The following is a 17,335-nucleotide window of genomic DNA, read 5'->3' on the forward strand; positions in this document are numbered from 1 at the left end:
GACCAACCTACGAATACGAAGCGATCGCGCTTGAGCCAGTCGTCTAGAACGTCAAACCACCCTCTACTGGGTGCGCGTCCAACTGCGATGGTCATGAGAGCAAATCTCCAAATGGTTATAAGTACAGGTTGTATCTGTATTATAGATGGCTAGATAAAAGCCTTCTATAAGCAGAAAGTTAACCGGGTTGTTAACCAAGTTTACAATTTTTTACATACCTTTAATCATATTAGGTGCAAATCGCTAATTTTTGTAGGGGATTTCTCATAAAAATTAATTTTTGATCTAGATGAGGTCAAATAAACAAACCGGGGGCTGGGGAGTAGGCTTTCAAGGGTAGGTATGTCAAAATCACCTAGAGTTCAGGAGTCAATACGCTTGGGTTAACGATAATAGTAGGTTGGGTTGAACGAACGCGAACAGCGTCCCCTAGGGAAGTGAAACCCAACAAATGCCCGAAAATGTTGGGTTACCCTGCGGGAGGAAAGCTACGTTCCTCAACCCAACCTACGCAGTCTAGACGCTCAGGGGCAATTCATGTAGCTTTAGCTGACCGCAGGGTATTGCCCCTACCTAAAAATCATTCTTTTTTTTGGGCTATTGTTTGCCTAAGTCCTCGATATGACGAAATAGTTCTTTCCAGTGAGGTTTCCAACATCCTGGTTTGGTTGCTTTGACTATTTTCCCAGCAATCGGAATTCCACAACCTCGGTAAACGATACTTATTGCTATTACTGGAAAGCGATCGCTGCAAGTTGATGCATCTGCCGCTAATGGAAGTAGTCGACTAAAACATTCTGCTCCTTTTTTAAATATTTACCCTTGAAAGCTGCTTCCCCTACTCCCCCTGCTCCCCTGGTTCCAATTTTTCCAGTAGATCAGGGCGGCGATCGCTTGTTCTTTGAATTTGTTGTTCGTAACGCCACCGCGCGATCGCGGCGTGATTCCCACTGAGCAAGACATCAGGCACTTTCAAGCCGCGAAAATTCGCCGGACGAGTATATTGGGGATAGTCCAATAAGCCTTCCTCAAAACTTTCTGCTGTCAGGGACTCAGTTTTGGCCACAGTTCCAGGTAAGAGCCGCACGACGCCATTAATCAAAGCCATTGCTGGAATTTCTCCCCCAGTCAGAATAAAATCCCCTAAAGATACTTCACGAGTTACCAAATGCAGCACCCTCTCATCCACTCCTTCGTAATGTCCGCAAATAATTACTAACTGGTCATAATTTGTCGCCAATTCTTTCAAAAGAGCTTGATTGATTGTTTGACCCTGTGGACTCATCAAAATTACTTCTCTTCGGGGTAGAATCGGCCGCGACTCCACAGCCGTAAAAATAGGTTCTGGCTTCATTAGCATTCCAACGCCGCCGCCGTAGGGTTCATCATCTACCTTTCGGTGCTTGTCAGTGGTAAAGTCCCGTGGGTTAACCAGATGCACTTCGGCAATCTGTTTGGCTAAGGCTTTACCGAGTAGCCCGGAATTGAGAACAGAGTTAAAACAGTCAGGAAAAAGCGTAACTATATCAAAGCGCACAGTTATTCGTATTCGAGGACACTAATCTTAAATTTGAATGTCTAGCAAACACCATCAAGCCGAGGTGGGGTCAAACTCCAGTTAAACTTTATCAATAGTATCTAAAACTACCAGACCTCTTGGATTTTAGATGGAATCAAAAGTTTTTCTAATTACTTAATTTATGTTTAAATGTTGTCACAAGTACATTTAAATTAATAATCATATCAAGTTAACAACTTCCAGGATGCATCGAGCCAGCCTCACGAAAAAGCATAGTCTGATCTGCTCGTCCCCAACCCTAGAGGGGGAATCTAGCCCCTTAAAGACTATTTTGCCCTGCTGCAAGTGGACAGATGAAAAACAAGGCGCTGGCTTTGAGGAAGGGGAACGAACACGTTTAGACTCAGGCAACGCGAGCGTTAAACGAGAATTTGGAGAGTGCCTGACCCTGTTCCAAACTTCTAAAAAGTGTCCTCTCAAAGAAGCCAAGCGCAAAAATCATGGCTGCTACTGATCCTTGTTAAATTCACCTGAAGTTGTTGACAGGAGAAACCAAATGCCGCAATTACAAGCTAAATCGCTAGAAATGAGGACACCTCAAGCAACTAAAACCGCCGTTCTGGTTATCGGAGGCGCAGAAGATAAAGTTCATGGGCGCGAAATCCTACGAACTTTTTTTGGACGTGCTGGTGCTAGTAAGGCTTATATTACAATTATTCCATCTGCCTCACGCGAACCCGCCATCATCGGTGGTCGGTATATTCGCATTTTTGAAGAAATGGGTGCCCAAAAGGTAGAAATTTTAGACATCCGCGAACGAGAACAGTGTGAAGCTTCCCAGATCAAAGCATCCTTAGAAGCCTGTAGTGGGGTGTTTTTGACAGGAGGAGACCAGCTGCGTCTGTGTGGCGTATTGGCAGATACCCCAGCAATGGAAATTATTCGACAGCGTGTCAGGGCGGGGGAACTTACCTTAGCAGGCACCAGTGCAGGAGCGGCAGTGATGGGGCATCATATGATTGCTGGCGGTGGTAGTGGAGAGTCGCCAAATCGTTCCTTAATCGATATGGCAACTGGTTTAGGATTTATTCCCGAAGTAATCGTTGACCAACATTTTCACAACCGGAATCGCATGGGGCGACTGATTAGTGCGATCGCAGCTCACCCCGATCGCTTAGGTATTGGTATTGACGAAGATACTTGTGCAGTATTTGAACGTGATGGTTGGCTACAAGTTATGGGCAAAGGCAGTGTTACAATTGTCGATCCCACTGAACTCACTCACACCAACGAACCCTATGTTGGTGCTAATGAACCGTTAACCGTGCATAATTTACGTCTCCATATCCTCAGCTACGGCGATCGCTTCCACTTGTATCAGCGCACTGTATTGCCTGCTGTACACCGAATCTCCATCTGACGGGATAGAGTATCTGAGGTTACACTGAGTTGACCGCACATTATTATTTCTTGTTGCAGAAAAATGATCAGAATACGATGTAAAAAGAAAAAACTGTTCATTGTAAACAGTTTAGCGGTCAATTTCAGTAAGAAACTAGAATTTTGGTTCCGAATCTCCATCTACCTATTCCCATGAGAATCCTCAAGATCCAGACCTTACGCGGCCCAAACTATTGGAGCATTCGACGCCACAAGCTGATCGTCATGCGCCTCGATTTAGAAACCCTTGGCGAGACACCCTCGAATGAAATCCCCGGCTTTTATGAAGGATTAGTTGAGGCGCTGCCGAGTCTGGAGGGTCATTATTGTTCGCCTGGCTGTCGTGGTGGTTTTCTGATGCGAGTCAAAGAAGGCACTATGATCGGCCATATCGTGGAACACGTAGCCTTAGAACTCCAGGAATTAGCTGGGATGCATGTCGGCTTTGGTCGCACCCGCGAAACTGCCACACCCGGAATTTATCAAGTCGTGATCGAGTACCTGAATGAGGAAGCGGGACGCTACGCTGGACGAGCAGCAGTGCGCCTGTGCCAGAGTATCGTTGATCGAGGCCGTTATCCCAAGGCAGAACTAGAGCAAGATATCCAAGACCTGAAAGACTTCACCCGTGATGCTTCCTTAGGCCCTTCCACAGAAGCGATCATCAAAGAAGCAGAAAAAAGAGGTATTCCCTGGATGTCTCTGGAAGCCCGCTTTTTGATTCAGCTAGGCTACGGCGTGAATCAGAAGCGGATGCAGGCCACAATGACCGACAACACCAGCATTCTGGGCGTAGAGCTAGCTTGCGACAAAGAAGCCACTAAACGCATCCTCGCGGCGGCTGGTGCGCCAGTCCCCAAAGGTACAGTGATCAACTTCTTAGACGATTTGGAGCAAGCCCTGGAATTAGTTGGCGGCTATCCCATCGTCATCAAGCCCCTGGATGGCAATCATGGACGTGGGATCACTATTGATATCAGAACTTGGGAAGAAGCTGAAGCCGGATACGAAGCTGCCAGACAGGTTTCCCGGTCAATTATTGTTGAAAGATATTACGTTGGGCGCGACCACAGAGTACTGGTGGTAAATGGCAAATTAGTAGCAGTAGCCGAACGCGTCCCGGCTCATGTGATTGGCAACGGCAGATCCACGATCGCCGAACTGATTGAGGAAACAAACCTTGACCCAAATCGCGGTGAAGGACATGATAACGTCCTGACCAAGATTGAACTAGACCGCACTAGCTACCAGCTGCTAGAAAGGCAAGGCTATACCCTAAATAGCGTGCCACCCAAAGGGACTATTTGTTATCTCAGGGCAACGGCAAACTTGAGTACAGGTGGTAGTGCTGTAGACCGTACCGATGAAATTCACCCAGAAAATCTCTGGTTGGCACAACGGGTAGTCAAAATTATCGGTTTGGATATCGCTGGACTCGATATTGTCACCACGGATATTAGCCGTCCTCTGCGGGAAGTGGATGGCGTGATTGTGGAAGTTAACGCCGCTCCCGGCTTCCGAATGCACGTCGCCCCAAGCGTGGGTATTCCCCGCAACGTCGCTGGCGCAGTGATGGATATGCTGTTTCCTAACGAGCAATCTAGCCAAATTCCAATCGTCAGCGTCACGGGTACTAATGGCAAAACCACTACTACCCGACTACTAGCACATATTTATAAGCAGACTGGTAAGGTAGTAGGGTATACGACTACCGATGGGACATACATCGGTGATTACTTAGTAGAAGCTGGCGATAACACAGGCCCTCAAAGTGCCCAGGTCATCCTCCAAGATCCCACAGTGGAAGTAGCAGTACTGGAAACGGCTCGCGGTGGCATTCTCAGGTCTGGATTGGGCTTTGAAGCAGCAAATGTTGGTGTAGTATTAAATGTAGCCTCCGACCACTTAGGAATAGGCGATATAGATACGATTGAGCAGTTAGCTAACCTCAAGAGTGTAGTAGCGGAAGCTGTATTCCCTGATGGCTATGCGGTACTCAATGCCGACGATCGCCGCGTCGCCGCCATGTCAGAAAAAACTAAGGCCAATATTGCTTACTTCACCATGAACCCCGACTCGGAATTGGTGCGAAAGCACATCCAAAAGGGTGGAGTCGCGGCAGTATATGAAAATGGCTATTTGTCAATTGTTAAAGGTGATTGGACACACCGGATAGAAAGAGCAGAAAATATACCTTTAACAATGGGTGGACGTGCGCCGTTTATGATTGCCAACGCTTTAGCTGCAAGTTTGGCAGCATTCGTGCAAAACGTCACAATTGAGCAGATTCGGGCTGGTTTGAAGACCTTCCGGGCTTCAGTTAGTCAAACGCCAGGACGGATGAATCTATTTAATTTAGGCAACTACCACGCTTTGGTAGACTATGCCCACAACGCAGCCAGTTACGAAGCTGTAGGTTCCTTTGTGCGGAACTGGACTACAGGACAACGGATTGGCGTAATTGGTGGCCCTGGCGATCGCCGCGACGAAGACTTTGTGACTTTGGGCAAATTAGCAGCACAAATTTTTGATTACATCATCATCAAAGAAGACGATGACACACGGGGACGTTTACGGGGATCAGCCGCCCAGTTGATTATTCAGGGCATCACCCAAGTTAAGCCTGATAGCCGCTATGAAGCAATTCTGGATGAAACTCAAGCGATAAATAAAGGCTTAGACATGGCTCCTGATAACAGTCTGGTGGTAATTTTGCCAGAAAGCGTTACTCGCGCTATTAAGTTAATTAAGCTGCGTGGTTTAGCGAAGGAAGAGACTCACCTACAAAATCCCGGCACAACTATTGTCGATTCCCAAAATGGGATCACACCTTCTTCTGTTGTTAATACCTTGCTGTAGTCAGGAATCAGGAGGAGCCAACGCACTGACTCCTGTATTCTGACTCCTTTTATCATTGTTTTTCTTCTTCCTGATTGGTTTCCTCACTGGGGGTTTTTATCTCCTCCTTAAAACCTCGTAGGGTTTTGCCCAGTGCAGTTCCCAGTTCGGGAATTTTTTTCGGCCCAAAAATTAGAACAGCGACTATGCTAATTACAGCGATTTCTGGCCATCCCAGTCCAAACATATAAATTTCCTCTAAGGCATCTGTAATTAAATATAGACATTCATGGCTCAAATCCGATGAGTTTATCTGTGATAAGCGCTCAACCCTCTTGCAGAAACAGGGTATAAATCAATATAAATATAAAAAAGTCTTTTGTCGTCTTAATTTGAGAAAGCCTTTTTTAAAACAGTCCTAACTGTACTGACTGGTTCTTATCTGCATTTTCTGTCGCTATTGGTGGTAAATCTGCTGGAGGTTCAACAACCAAAGGAGCATTTTCTTCAAATCTCAGTTTTGAGCTTTTGATGTAGTCTTCATCAATTTCAAAAGCTAACCAGCGCCTTTGTAAAGTTTCTGCAACTCGACCTGTCATATTAGAACCAGCAAAAGGTTCTAAAACAATATCACCTAGTTCTGTACAAAGGTTGATGACAAACTCTGGTAAAGCTTGAGGAAATCTTGCAGGGTGTGGCTTAAAACCTTCTTCTTTGCAACGCCTTTGGTAATAATCGTTGGAAGCAGTATTCGAGGCAGAAATTACATTTACGGACTGAATTAAATCTTCAAATAAAGTTTCTTGTATAAGAGTCTGTTGCCCTATTTCTTCTTTGTCTGTACTACAACGTCCATCAATAATATTCGGGGGGATAGCTCCTCCCCTGTCCTTTCCAAATTTATCGGAAATATCATGACCCGATGGCCTAATTTTGGGTTTATAGCCATTCTTCAGAAGGTTTTTCATTGCATCACTATAAGGCTTTAAAACCCTTCTGTTATTAGCTTTAGGATGCGGTTCTTTTGATAGCCACCAAATTGTATTTACCGAATCTTTAACTCTTTCCCTGCGAACTGTTACCCATTCGGCAGGGGTGGGTAGCTTTGCTGGATTATACCAATACAATTCTTGTGCCAGATAAAATCCAAGTCCGCCTTTTTCTTTTGCTTTGCACAAAGCAATAACCAGTTCAAAATGATAAAGAGAACGAACTGGCATCCCCTTAATCCAACTGCCACCTATATCAATAACCAGTGAGCCTGTTGGTTTAAGAATCCGGTAAAAGTGTGCCGCATAATCTTTAAACCATTCAACATATTCATCGGCATCAACATTTCCGTATTCTTTTTTACGAACCAGTGCAAATGGTGGAGAGGTACAAATTAAATCGATACTTTCGTCGGGAATACCTAGCATTAATTCTAGGCTGTTTCCCAAATAAGCAGCACCAAATTTTGTTTCGTAGTAAGGGTTACAATTAAGTCTCATCTAAATTTTGCTAGTACATTTGTACGTATAAAGACAGTATTATCCATAAAAGCATAAGTTTTCCAACTGTTAGCTATTTTTTTTGATCAATTTGCTGGATGAATATAGCGGTTCTCGGCCCTTGTGAGGTACAAGAACCCCACCCCCAACCCCCTAAGAGCAAGCGATGAGGGGGCTATGATGTACCTTATATGATTAGGAAATGCTATAGGGTAATGTGCCAAGTATCTGCACTAATAATAGTACATAAGTTTTATATAGTACATAAGTTCTATATTGAGGATGGTAGAGACAGAACTGAACATTTTGAACAAAGCAATGATCAGCGCAACTAATTTCTAATTGGATTGGTAATTGGCAAACCTAACCAATCGCTTAATTCATTAGCTAGCCATTCCAGTTCCGCTTCAGATTTGATAGCACCACTAATACCACCAAGTTGATATTTTTTTACTCCTACCCAAATATCCAATTGTGCTGGAACGGCAATTCTAGTGCCTTCAGAGTCTTTAGAAAAATGTTTTGGAATGTAAACCAACTTAGTAATACTTTTTCTTGGCGAGGCACGGGGACGATAAAATTTCCAAGCAAACAACTTCCAGGTTAGGGTAATTTGTTCTGGATTCAGGCGTAAACAGATGCGTCCAAATAAATGAAAGAGAAATTTATACACCATGAAAAAGCCAGCACCCCAAAAAGGAAGTGAAAACAAGGCAAAGGGAATGTTGACAGGAAAAGGTGCCGAGAGTGCGCCAATTGTCCAAAATAAGATAAATGAATTCCAGATGATCGCAAATAAACCTGTGAGTACTATTGATGAATCAAAACCAGTCGGTGGAACGATAATTTCTAGAGAATTCCCATTTTTGGTTAGTTGAATCTTACTCCCATCTGGTTTGCCAACACTCAAAGCAGGTGAGTTTGTCAGTTGTGGTTTCTCTAAGGCGGCGATCGCTTGAGCAGCAGAACTCAAACGCCGTTCTAAACTGGGTTCAATCATCCATCTCAACCAATTGCTAAAGCTGGGACTGAGATTAGCCGCTTGTTCAAACTGAATCCGAAAATCCTTTTGGGGTAAATCGGCAGGGTAAGTACCCGTCACTAAATAAATTAAAGTTGCACCTAAACTATAAAGGTCAGATGCTGCAACAGTGCGTCCGCCAAATTGTTCGGGTGGCATATATCCGTAAGTTCCTACCACAGTTCTTGTACCGCTTTCCGTGGCGAGGACAGTCTGCACTGAACCAAAATCTACTAGGTAAACTTGACCGATACTATTACCAGAGCGATCGCCCAATAAAATATTGCTAGGCTTAATATCACGGTGAATTACAGGCGGATACAGCCCATGTAAGTAAATGAGAATCTCTAAAAGTGCTTTGGCTATCTGTTTGACTTCTGCTTCTGTAAAAGTTCGCCCACTTTGTAAGTATTGCTCTAAAGTTTGTGCAGGAATATAAGTTTGTACTAGGGCAAATCCTTTAATGGTTGGTAAATTTACCTCAAAATAGTTTAAATAGCGAGGAATTAAGGGATGTGTTAAGTTTTTTAAAGTTTCGGCTTCCCGCTCAAACAGCTTGAGTGAATCCCACTCAAAGTCACCACCAAAAGAGAGTAACTTAATGACAACTAATTCCTGAGTTTTCAAATCACAAGCTAACAGCGTCCGCCGCCCTGCTTTTTTTCCTAATAGCTGCTGAACTTTGTAGCGATCGCCTAATATTTCGTCAATCATCATGGTTTCTGATAATGCTAGGGTTGAAAAGTTTTTATAGCTTATGGCTTTTCAATTTGGCAAACCGATATCTTTAGTATAATTGCGTAGTTCTATGCCCTCCCAACTTTGGCCTTATATTTCCCCTGGTATTCCCGATGAATTGTTTGAACATTTGCCAGGGATTCCCCTGAGCCAGCGAGAAGTCCGACTACTATTAATTGCCCAACTGCGGCTAAAATCAGATTCTGTGTTGTGGGATATTGGCGCAGGGACGGGTACAATTCCGGTAGAGGTGGGGCTATTGTGTCCAGGCGGACAGATTATTGCCATAGAAAGGGATGAAGAAGTAGCTAATCTAATTAAGCGAAACTGCGATCGCTTTGAAGTCAAGAATGTCGAAGTTATTGAAGGTAGTGCCCCAGAGTGTTTGCATGACCTCAAAGTTGCTCCTCACCGCGTTTGTATTGAGGGAGGACGCCCTATTCAAGAAATTCTGCAAGCTGCTTGGCAGTATTTGCCACCATCCGGTCGGGTTGTAGCCACAGCTGCTAATCTAGAAAGTCTGTATGCTATTTCCCAGAGCTTTTCCCTGTTAAGGGCTAGAAATATCGAAGTCGTCCAGTCTGCGGTTAACCGCCTAGAGACGCGCGGCTTTTCTCAAACCTTTACCGCCGTTGATCCGATTTTTATCCTCAGTGGTGAGAAACTGGATTAGAGAATAGGGCATAGGGCATGGGGCATTGGAAGAGGGGGCAAAGCAAGGGGGAAAACGGAGATGAGGAAGTAGGGGGAGTAGGGAAAACACGGAAGCAGGGGAAGAAAAAATAATTAATTAATGTCCAATGCCCAATGTCCAATGCCCAATGTCCAATGCCCAATGCCCAATGCCCAATGCCCAATGCCCAATGCCCAATGCTCAATGCCCAATATTTAATACTTCTATGCCTTGGTCTCGGATTATTAGTGGAATTGTTGCGATCGCTCTTGCTCTTTCTGTTACCCTTTTGGGGGGTTGGTACTTTACCATCATGTTTGCGGTTATCGTCTTTTTGGGTCAACAGGAATATTTTAATTTGGTGCGAGCCAGAGGCATTACTCCTGCTGCTAAAACCACAATGATTGCTAGCCAAGTCTTGCTGGTGATTTGTACCCTAAATGGCAGTTTAGCTGATGCTGTGATGCCAATAGCTGGCACACTTATTTGTTTTTACCTGCTGTTTCAACCCAAATTTGCCACGATCGCTGATGTTTCCGCTTCTATTATGGGGCTATTTTACGTAGGTTATTTACCGAGTTATTGGGTGCGGTTACGAGCAATTGATAGTGCAGCTTTTAGCAATCTCCCTTTCGGAGGTTACTGGCCTACAACCTGGACAGATTTCTGGGAAAAAGCAAATTCCACTTCTTTACCACAAGGTTTTACAGCAACACTGCTGACTTTTTTGTGTATTTGGGCAGCCGATATCGGTGCTTACACCATTGGCAAATTCTTTGGTAAAACCCGTCTGTCTGAGATTAGCCCGAAAAAAACTGTAGAAGGTGCTGTCTTTGGCATCATCTCCAGTGTTGCCGTAGCCATAGCAGGAGCCGATTATCTACATTTGCCTAAATCCCCCTTCACTGGTTTAGCATTGGGTTTGCTGATTGGCATTGCTAGTATTTTAGGGGATCTTACCGAATCTATGCTCAAGCGGGATGCTGGAGTCAAAGATTCTGGACAATTAATCCCCGGTCACGGTGGTATTTTAGACCGTACCGATAGTTATATTTTCACAGCTCCCTTGGTTTACTATTTTGTGACACTATTATTGCCACTACTTAGCAAATAGGTGAGCTGAGCATTGGGCACTTGTACTGACTTGTACTGACTTGTGCCGAGCGAAGTCGTTCGCGGAGCGTCTCGTAGAGAGGTAGCGACGTCGTTGGCGTGGTCACTGAGCCTTGCCGAAGTGCAGCCTCTCGTAGAGAAGTATTGGGCATTGGTTATTTCTCCCTCATCCCCCTTATCTTCCCCACTCCCATTCGGCTACGCTCACGGCAAGCCCACTCCCCACTCTTGTTTCGAGAGGCACCAGATCATTTAAAATAGGTTATTAGTATTTTTTAATCCGTAATCATCAAGGATTAACGTTAATCCGTCCACGGCACACCAGCTTGCCTGGGATCAGCGTTAGTTCTTGGATATCGACATCTGAGCCAAGATCCAGATTGTACTCATGATTGTCCTCTAATATATCTCCCTGGTCGGGCTTGATTGGGATATGTGTTACTTGCAACTCATGCCCACTGATTAACCGTAAGCCCAGACAAATCTCTAAAGGTGTGGTTTCACTATTGGTTCCTCTCATGCCTCGGAGTATAATTTGATTATTCTCAAGGATAATTTCTTGCCAATTAATTGGTTGTAACTGTGGGCAATCTGTTGGTAAAACCTTAACCAATAGATCACTCAAAGCAGTAGATAATAAGTCAGATGAGAGAGAAGCATTCAGATCCTTCTCGTCTACGATCAAATCGCCAACTACTGGTACTGTTTCTAACAGTCGCAAAGGTTGTCCCTTGAGTACCGAGCCGATATTTATCCGAATATTTTCTGCCATTAATTGAATTTGTGTAATCAGGAGACCTTGATAAACTGCATGAGTAGCAAAAATAGATACCGAAGGGATGCGCCCAGAGATAATTTGGCGATCGCTCGCTTTCATCTCCACTTTTAATTCCGATATTTGGCTGACTTGCGCTCTTAACCACAGCTTTAATGCTGTTGTGAGTACCTGCGTAATTATGCGGATTTTACTTGGATTTGTTGGTGGAAAATTTCGCTCTGGCATTTAACCAATTTAATTAAACAAGCTTTAAATGTAACATTTATGCCTACTCACTACAAAATGCAAATATCATTTAATTGTTAACAGTAAATAAGCAATTTCCACATGGAGGCACGGTTACAAAAAATTCTCGCTCAATGGGGTATTGCCTCACGTCGGGAAGCCGAAGAAATGATTAGGCACTCACGGGTACGGATCAATGGAGAATTGGCACATTTAGGTCAAAAAGTTGATCCCCAAAAAGATGCGATCGCAATCGATGGTAAACCCATATCCGTAAAGCACCGTCCGGCTTTAATATATTTATTGCTACACAAACCTGCGGGAGTAGTTTCGACTTGCGACGACCCCCAGAGCAGACCGACAGTTCTGGATCTACTACCTAAAGAATTACGAGAAGGTTCCGGTATTCACCCAGTTGGACGTTTAGATGCAGACTCTACAGGAGCATTAATCCTGACAAATGACGGAGAACTGACATTTGGACTAACCCATCCACGTCACAGTATTTCCAAGACATATCGTGTTTTGGTCAAAGGACATCCTCCAGAAGCAGTACTACAAATGTGGCGCCAGGGTGTGATGTTGGAGGGTAGAAAAACTAGGGCTGCTAAGGTACAGCTAATAGAACATTGTGCCGAGCAAAGCTTTTTAGAAATAGTGTTGCAGGAGGGAAGAAATCGCCAAATTCGCCGTATAGCCCAACAGTTAGGATACCCAGTAATCAAACTGCATCGGACTGCGATCGGTTCAATTCAATTACAAACTTCAAAAGAACCCTTTTTAGAGGAGGGTAAATATCGTTTCCTCAAAGATGATGAGATTCACTTTTTGCAAGAGCAAATAATACAACCTAATTATTGATTCAGTGGAATTAAGGAGCGTCAGCAGGCATGAAATGGCCAAGAAAGAAAAATAATCACCAGCCACCACTTTCATTAGAGCAACAACGATCTGAAAAGTTGGCAGAATTAGGCGCTAGACTTTTGGCATTGCGTCAAGCACAAGGCTTATCTTTAGAGCAAGTGGTTGTATTGACCAGGATTCCCCGGCGATTATTGCAGGCGATCGAAGAAGGTAATTTAAAGGAACTGCCAGAACCAATTTATATTCAGGGTTTGATCAGGCAATTTTCCGAAGCACTCGGCTTGAATGGAGTAGAATTTTCTGGCACTTTTCCGATCACTTCTACACCAGTAAACTCCCAAGGTATAGGGAATATTTCACCCCTGAGTCAATTACGTCCAATTCATCTTTACTTTCTTTACATATTGCTAATTTTCTGCTCTGTAAATGGCTTATCTCAGTTATTAAATAATGCTGTACTACAAGCAAGTAATAGCCAAAACCAGCCGTACCAAAAACAAAAGTCCGGTGTTAAACCAGAAATAGCCCAACGAAAAGAGCCAGTTGAGGTTGAACCGATCAGCGATCGCCTTAGCAAAGTCCACCAGGGACAGGCTGTACAGATTGGTGTCACCTTGAAAGCGTCATCTTGGATTCGCGTAGTAGTCGATGGCAAAACCGAGTTTGAAGGTATTCTGCCAGAGGGAACTCACCGAACTTGGAAAGCCCAACAGCAACTGACAGTGAAAACTGATAATGCTGGTGGTGTATTGATGAGCGTCAATCAAGAGAAAGCTAAGGAAATGGGAGAGCCGGGGAAAGAGGAAGAAATTAGGATTGCTGCTAAACCTAAGTTTTGAGATGAGGAGGACAAGGAGGACAAGGAGGCATTTACTCCTCCCTCTTCCTTGTCTTCCTTGTCTCCCTTGTCTCCCTTATCTCCCTTGTCTCCCTTATCTCCTCACTGGGCTTGTGGGGCGCGTCCATTAAGTCTGGTAAGAACTTTTAAGCGATCGCCTAATTCCTCTGTCAACCCTGCTGTTTGATAGCGCCACTCCCAGTTCCCCTCAGCAACACTGGGAAAATTCATCCGCGCTTCGTTTCCTAATCCCAAAATATCTTGCAAAGGAATAATCGCTTGGTTGGCTATGGAACTCAAAGCTAGGCGAATTAAATCCCAGTGGATGCCTTCAGGACTAATAGAACCTAAATAAAGCAAGAGGTTTTGCTTTTCGTTGTCGTTAGCGGAATTGAACCAGCCTACAGTTGTGTCATTATCGTGAGTGCCGGTGTAGACTACAGCATTTCTGGGGTAATTGAATGGTAAAAAGGGATTAGCGGGATCAGAACCAAAGGCAAACTGCAAAATTTTCATCCCTGGAAATTCATACTTGTCTCGCAGCGCTTCTACCTCTGGTGTAATTACTCCCAAATCCTCGGCTAAAACGGGTAGTTTGCCCAACTTCTGCCTAATCACTTCAAAAAAAGCATCTCCAGGCGCTTGGACCCATTTGCCATTCATAGCAGTTTCTTCACCTTGGGCTACTGACCAATAAGCCTCGAAGCCCCGAAAGTGGTCAATGCGAATTATATCTACATAATCCAGCATTGCTTCAAAGCGCTGTACCCACCATTTAAAATCTTGTTTTTGCAATTCCTCCCAGTTATAAACGGGGTTTCCCCACAATTGACCGGTGGCGCTAAAGTAATCTGGTGGAACTCCTGCCATTTGGGCAGCAGCTCCTGTCTCTTTGTCTAAGCAAAAGATGTCGGGATGCGCCCACACGTCAGCGCTATCATGAGCTACATAAATGGGGATATCGCCGATAATGTCAATGCCGCGCATATTGGCGTAGCTTTTCAATTCTGACCACTGGCGGAAAAACTCAAATTGGATGAACTTGTAATAAAAAATCTCTTCCTTGAGCCGATCCTGTACTTGATCCAATGCTTGGGGATCACGCTTGACAATTTCTGGCTCCCATGTATACCAGTTTCCATTGTCGTTGGCATCTTTGAGCGCCATAAATAAGGCGTAATTATCTAGCCAATAGGCTTTACTGTCGCAAAAACCCTCAAACTCTTTATGCTGGATAGGCGTAGCATTGACTCTAAAGTTTTCACAGGCTTTTTTGAGTAGCCCAATCTTAATCGGCACAACCTGCTCGAAATCTACCTTTTCTACCGGAAATCCTGGTAAATTTGCAAAGTCTTCTTCAGATAGCAAACCGTCTTCTAAGAGTTTTTCGGGGCTAATTAGCAGGGGATTTCCCGCCATTGCGGAGTAGCACATATACGGAGAATTGCCGTAGCCAGTCGGACCTAACGGTAAAACTTGCCAATATTGTTGATGGCTCTCTTTGAGAAAATCGATGAAGCGATAGGCTTCTAAGCCTAAATCTCCAACGCCAAATCGACTGGGAAAGGAGGTAGGATGCAGCAAAATGCCACTGGATCTAGGAAAAGGCATATTTAACCTGAATTATGGGAAGAAGCGATCGCATCAATCTATCACGGAACAGTATTTGCAGGGTAAATCAAGTAAACTCATGTTGATTGTCATTTGTCTTTGGTTGATTAACTAATGACTAATACTTCTCTACGAGAGGCTGCGCCAACGGCTTCTCGTAGAGACGCTACGCGTAGCTTGCTTCCCCGAAGGGGTACGCTCAGTACAAGTGACCAATGACTAATGACTAATAACTATGACTTACCGAAATCCTACACCGACAGTTGATATCATCATTGAATTAGTAGACCGACCTCATCGGCCAATAGTGTTAATTGAAAGACATAATCTACCTTTAGGTTGGGCTATTCCTGGTGGTTTTGTGGATTATGGGGAATCTGTAGAAGTGGCGGCGCGGCGAGAAGCTGAGGAAGAAACGGGTTTGCAGGTGGAGTTGGTTGAACAATTACTGGTGTATTCTGACCCCGATCGCGATCCCCGTCAGCATACTATTAGTATTGTGTTTTTAGCGACAGCTACGGGAGAAGTTGTGGCTGGGGATGATGCTAAGGGTGTAGGAGTTTTTGAGTCTTGGCGTGTGCCTGGTAATTTATGTTTTGACCACGATCGCATTTTGCGCGATTATTGGCGATATCGACATTATGGGATACGTCCGAGGTTGGGGTAAGAGGAACGAACCGCCAAGACGCCAAGGACGCCAAGGAAGAGGGGAGAGGAATACCTGTGACACAAAGTTTTTGTGATTATACTGTGTCAATGGTATTTAAAGGTGCATTATGGATGCTGAAACACTTTTGGAGAAATATGCCGCAGGGGAACGGAAATTTCATTCTGCAAATCTTAGAGGAGTTGACTTTAAAGGTGCAGATTTAACTCAGATAGAGCTACACAAAGCAAATTTAAATGGGGCAGATTTGAGTGATGCAACGTTAATAAAAGCTAACCTTTGGCAAACAGGCTTTTCCAGGGCATCCCTAAGAAGTTCAAATTTGATGTGGGTGCAAGGTGAATCAATTAATTTAAGTTGGGCAGACCTTAACCATTCAGACCTAAGTTATGCAAATTTGACTGGAGCAAATTTGACTGGAGCAGACTTGACTGGAGCGAACTTTACTCAGGTAAAACTAACTGGAGTAAATTTTCAAGGTGCAAATCTCCATAAAGCTATACTCCGGGGAGTTAGTTTAGAAAAATCTAATTTGTCAGGAATAAATTTAGCTGAGGCCGATTTAGTTGGGGTATTCCTAGAACAAGCAAATCTCAGAAACACCTGTCTAAAAGGAGCAAATCTAGAAAGAGCCTGTCTTTCAAATGCAAACTTGATGATGGCAAATTTTAATGGTGCAAACCTGAAGAAGGCAAATCTAACGGGGGCAAATATCTATGGCGCAACTTTTAAAGATGCAGACCTGACGGGTGCGATAATGCCAGATGGAGAGGTTTACAAACCGATCGCTTCTGAGGGTGAAATCGGTAAACAGGAAACATCGTTAGAGAAAGTAATATCTATGACCCGTAAAGTAATTAATACTGATAACGCACCCGCACCAGTTGGCCCTTATAATCAAGCGATCGCAGCTTCTGGTCAATTTCTATTCATAGCTGGACAAATTGCCATCGATCCCCGCCTTGGTGATGTCGTCTACACTGATGATGTCAAAAAGCAAACTGAGCAGGTATTAGCTAATCTGGAAGCCATTCTCACAGCATCTGGTGCGACTTTTCAAGATGTAGTGAAAACCACAGTATTTCTCGCTGATATGAATGATTTCGCGGCAGTTAATGCCGTCTATGCTAAATATTTCCCGGAAGACACAGCCCCAGCACGGGCTTGTGTCCAGGTATCGCGCTTACCTAAAGATGTCTTAGTAGAAATTGATGCGATCGCGGTGATTAGCGGTTAGGAAAAATAGAACAATGAGCAAAATTTTAACGGTTACATTTGATGGTTCTGTTTGGCGATGCAAATTCCATATTCCTACTCTAAAAACTCCATCACTTCTTCTAGCACATCCGCTATATGTGGCTTTTCGCAAGCAATTACGTTGTTGAAAAGATGTTTATGGTGCGGAAAGCTAGGCAAGTTAGGAAAGTGTGGTGTACTGTCAAGAAAAATCAGACTATTTTGCTCTTCTTGAAAGTGATAGCGGTAATCGATATATGTAATCTGATTATCTACAATCACAA

15 protein-coding genes are annotated in these 17,335 nt (G+C 44.0%); 8 read left to right on the forward strand and 7 right to left on the reverse strand.

What is annotated here, in order from left to right; translation table 11 throughout:
- Positions 1–838: 838 nt before the first annotated feature.
- Positions 839–1,537, reverse strand: a complete 699-nt coding sequence (trmD, locus tag V7K15_RS19615; RefSeq protein WP_334907861.1) for a tRNA (guanosine(37)-N1)-methyltransferase TrmD — start codon at positions 1,535–1,537, stop codon at positions 839–841.
- Positions 1,538–2,075: 538 nt separating this feature from the next.
- On the opposite strand from trmD, the gene V7K15_RS19620 reads away from it, so the two are divergent.
- The gene (locus tag V7K15_RS19620) at positions 2,076–2,939 is read left to right on the forward strand and encodes a cyanophycinase (protein ID WP_334907863.1); all 864 of its coding nucleotides are present in this window, start codon (positions 2,076–2,078) and stop codon (positions 2,937–2,939) included.
- 173 nt (positions 2,940–3,112) lie between these two features.
- Positions 3,113–5,818, forward strand: coding sequence for a cyanophycin synthetase (cphA, locus tag V7K15_RS19625; RefSeq protein WP_334908069.1), 2,706 nt, complete (start codon positions 3,113–3,115; stop codon positions 5,816–5,818).
- Positions 5,819–5,870: 52 nt separating this feature from the next.
- Here cphA and tatA read toward each other — a convergent pair whose 3' ends face one another.
- The 3 genes from tatA to V7K15_RS19640 form a co-directional block, all read right to left on the reverse strand.
- The gene (tatA, locus tag V7K15_RS19630) at positions 5,871–6,044 is read right to left on the reverse strand and encodes a twin-arginine translocase TatA/TatE family subunit (RefSeq protein WP_334907865.1); all 174 of its coding nucleotides are present in this window, start codon (positions 6,042–6,044) and stop codon (positions 5,871–5,873) included.
- Positions 6,045–6,204: 160 nt separating this feature from the next.
- Entirely contained in the window at positions 6,205–7,287 is a 1,083-nt protein-coding gene (locus tag V7K15_RS19635; protein ID WP_334907867.1) for a DNA-methyltransferase, read from the reverse strand.
- Between the two features lie 331 nt (positions 7,288–7,618).
- The gene (locus tag V7K15_RS19640; RefSeq protein WP_334908071.1) at positions 7,619–9,022 is read right to left on the reverse strand and encodes a serine/threonine protein kinase; all 1,404 of its coding nucleotides are present in this window, start codon (positions 9,020–9,022) and stop codon (positions 7,619–7,621) included.
- 94 nt (positions 9,023–9,116) lie between these two features.
- Here V7K15_RS19640 and cbiT point away from each other — a divergent pair, with 94 nt between their 5' ends.
- Positions 9,117–9,719, forward strand: a complete 603-nt coding sequence (gene cbiT / locus V7K15_RS19645) for a precorrin-6Y C5,15-methyltransferase subunit CbiT (RefSeq protein WP_334907869.1) — start codon at positions 9,117–9,119, stop codon at positions 9,717–9,719.
- A 226-nt stretch (positions 9,720–9,945) separates the two neighbouring features.
- Positions 9,946–10,833: a phosphatidate cytidylyltransferase gene (locus tag V7K15_RS19650; RefSeq protein WP_334908073.1), complete on the forward strand. Its 888-nt coding sequence runs from the start codon at positions 9,946–9,948 to the stop codon at positions 10,831–10,833.
- Positions 10,834–11,121: 288 nt separating this feature from the next.
- Here V7K15_RS19650 and V7K15_RS19655 read toward each other — a convergent pair whose 3' ends face one another.
- On the reverse strand, positions 11,122–11,835 hold the full coding sequence (locus tag V7K15_RS19655) for an LmeA family phospholipid-binding protein (RefSeq protein ID WP_334907871.1): 714 nt from the start codon (positions 11,833–11,835) through the stop codon (positions 11,122–11,124).
- Between the two features lie 102 nt (positions 11,836–11,937).
- Between V7K15_RS19655 and V7K15_RS19660 the strand changes: the two genes are divergently transcribed.
- Together V7K15_RS19660 and V7K15_RS19665 are read left to right on the forward strand one after the other, a co-directional pair.
- Entirely contained in the window at positions 11,938–12,696 is a 759-nt protein-coding gene (locus V7K15_RS19660) for a pseudouridine synthase (RefSeq protein ID WP_334907873.1), read from the forward strand.
- A gap of 29 nt (positions 12,697–12,725) precedes the next feature.
- On the forward strand, positions 12,726–13,538 hold the full coding sequence (locus tag V7K15_RS19665) for a helix-turn-helix domain-containing protein (protein ID WP_334907875.1): 813 nt from the start codon (positions 12,726–12,728) through the stop codon (positions 13,536–13,538).
- A gap of 101 nt (positions 13,539–13,639) precedes the next feature.
- Here the strand turns inward: V7K15_RS19665 and malQ are convergent, their stop codons facing one another.
- Positions 13,640–15,148 (reverse strand): 4-alpha-glucanotransferase, encoded by a 1,509-nt coding sequence (gene malQ / locus V7K15_RS19670; RefSeq protein ID WP_334907877.1) that lies wholly within the window; start codon positions 15,146–15,148, stop codon positions 13,640–13,642.
- Positions 15,149–15,383: 235 nt separating this feature from the next.
- Here malQ and V7K15_RS19675 point away from each other — a divergent pair, with 235 nt between their 5' ends.
- Together V7K15_RS19675 and V7K15_RS19680 are read left to right on the forward strand one after the other, a co-directional pair.
- Positions 15,384–15,815, forward strand: a complete 432-nt coding sequence (locus V7K15_RS19675) for an NUDIX hydrolase (RefSeq protein ID WP_334907879.1) — start codon at positions 15,384–15,386, stop codon at positions 15,813–15,815.
- Between the two features lie 109 nt (positions 15,816–15,924).
- The gene (locus V7K15_RS19680; protein ID WP_334907881.1) at positions 15,925–17,052 is read left to right on the forward strand and encodes a Rid family detoxifying hydrolase; all 1,128 of its coding nucleotides are present in this window, start codon (positions 15,925–15,927) and stop codon (positions 17,050–17,052) included.
- Between the two features lie 74 nt (positions 17,053–17,126).
- Here V7K15_RS19680 and tumE read toward each other — a convergent pair whose 3' ends face one another.
- Positions 17,127–17,333, reverse strand: a complete 207-nt coding sequence (gene tumE, locus V7K15_RS19685; protein WP_334907883.1) for a toxin TumE — start codon at positions 17,331–17,333, stop codon at positions 17,127–17,129.
- Between the last annotated feature and the right edge of the window lie 2 nt (positions 17,334–17,335).

Source organism: Nostoc sp. (assembly GCF_036919815.1).
In the GTDB taxonomy this organism is placed as follows: domain Bacteria; phylum Cyanobacteriota; class Cyanobacteriia; order Cyanobacteriales; family Nostocaceae; genus Nostoc.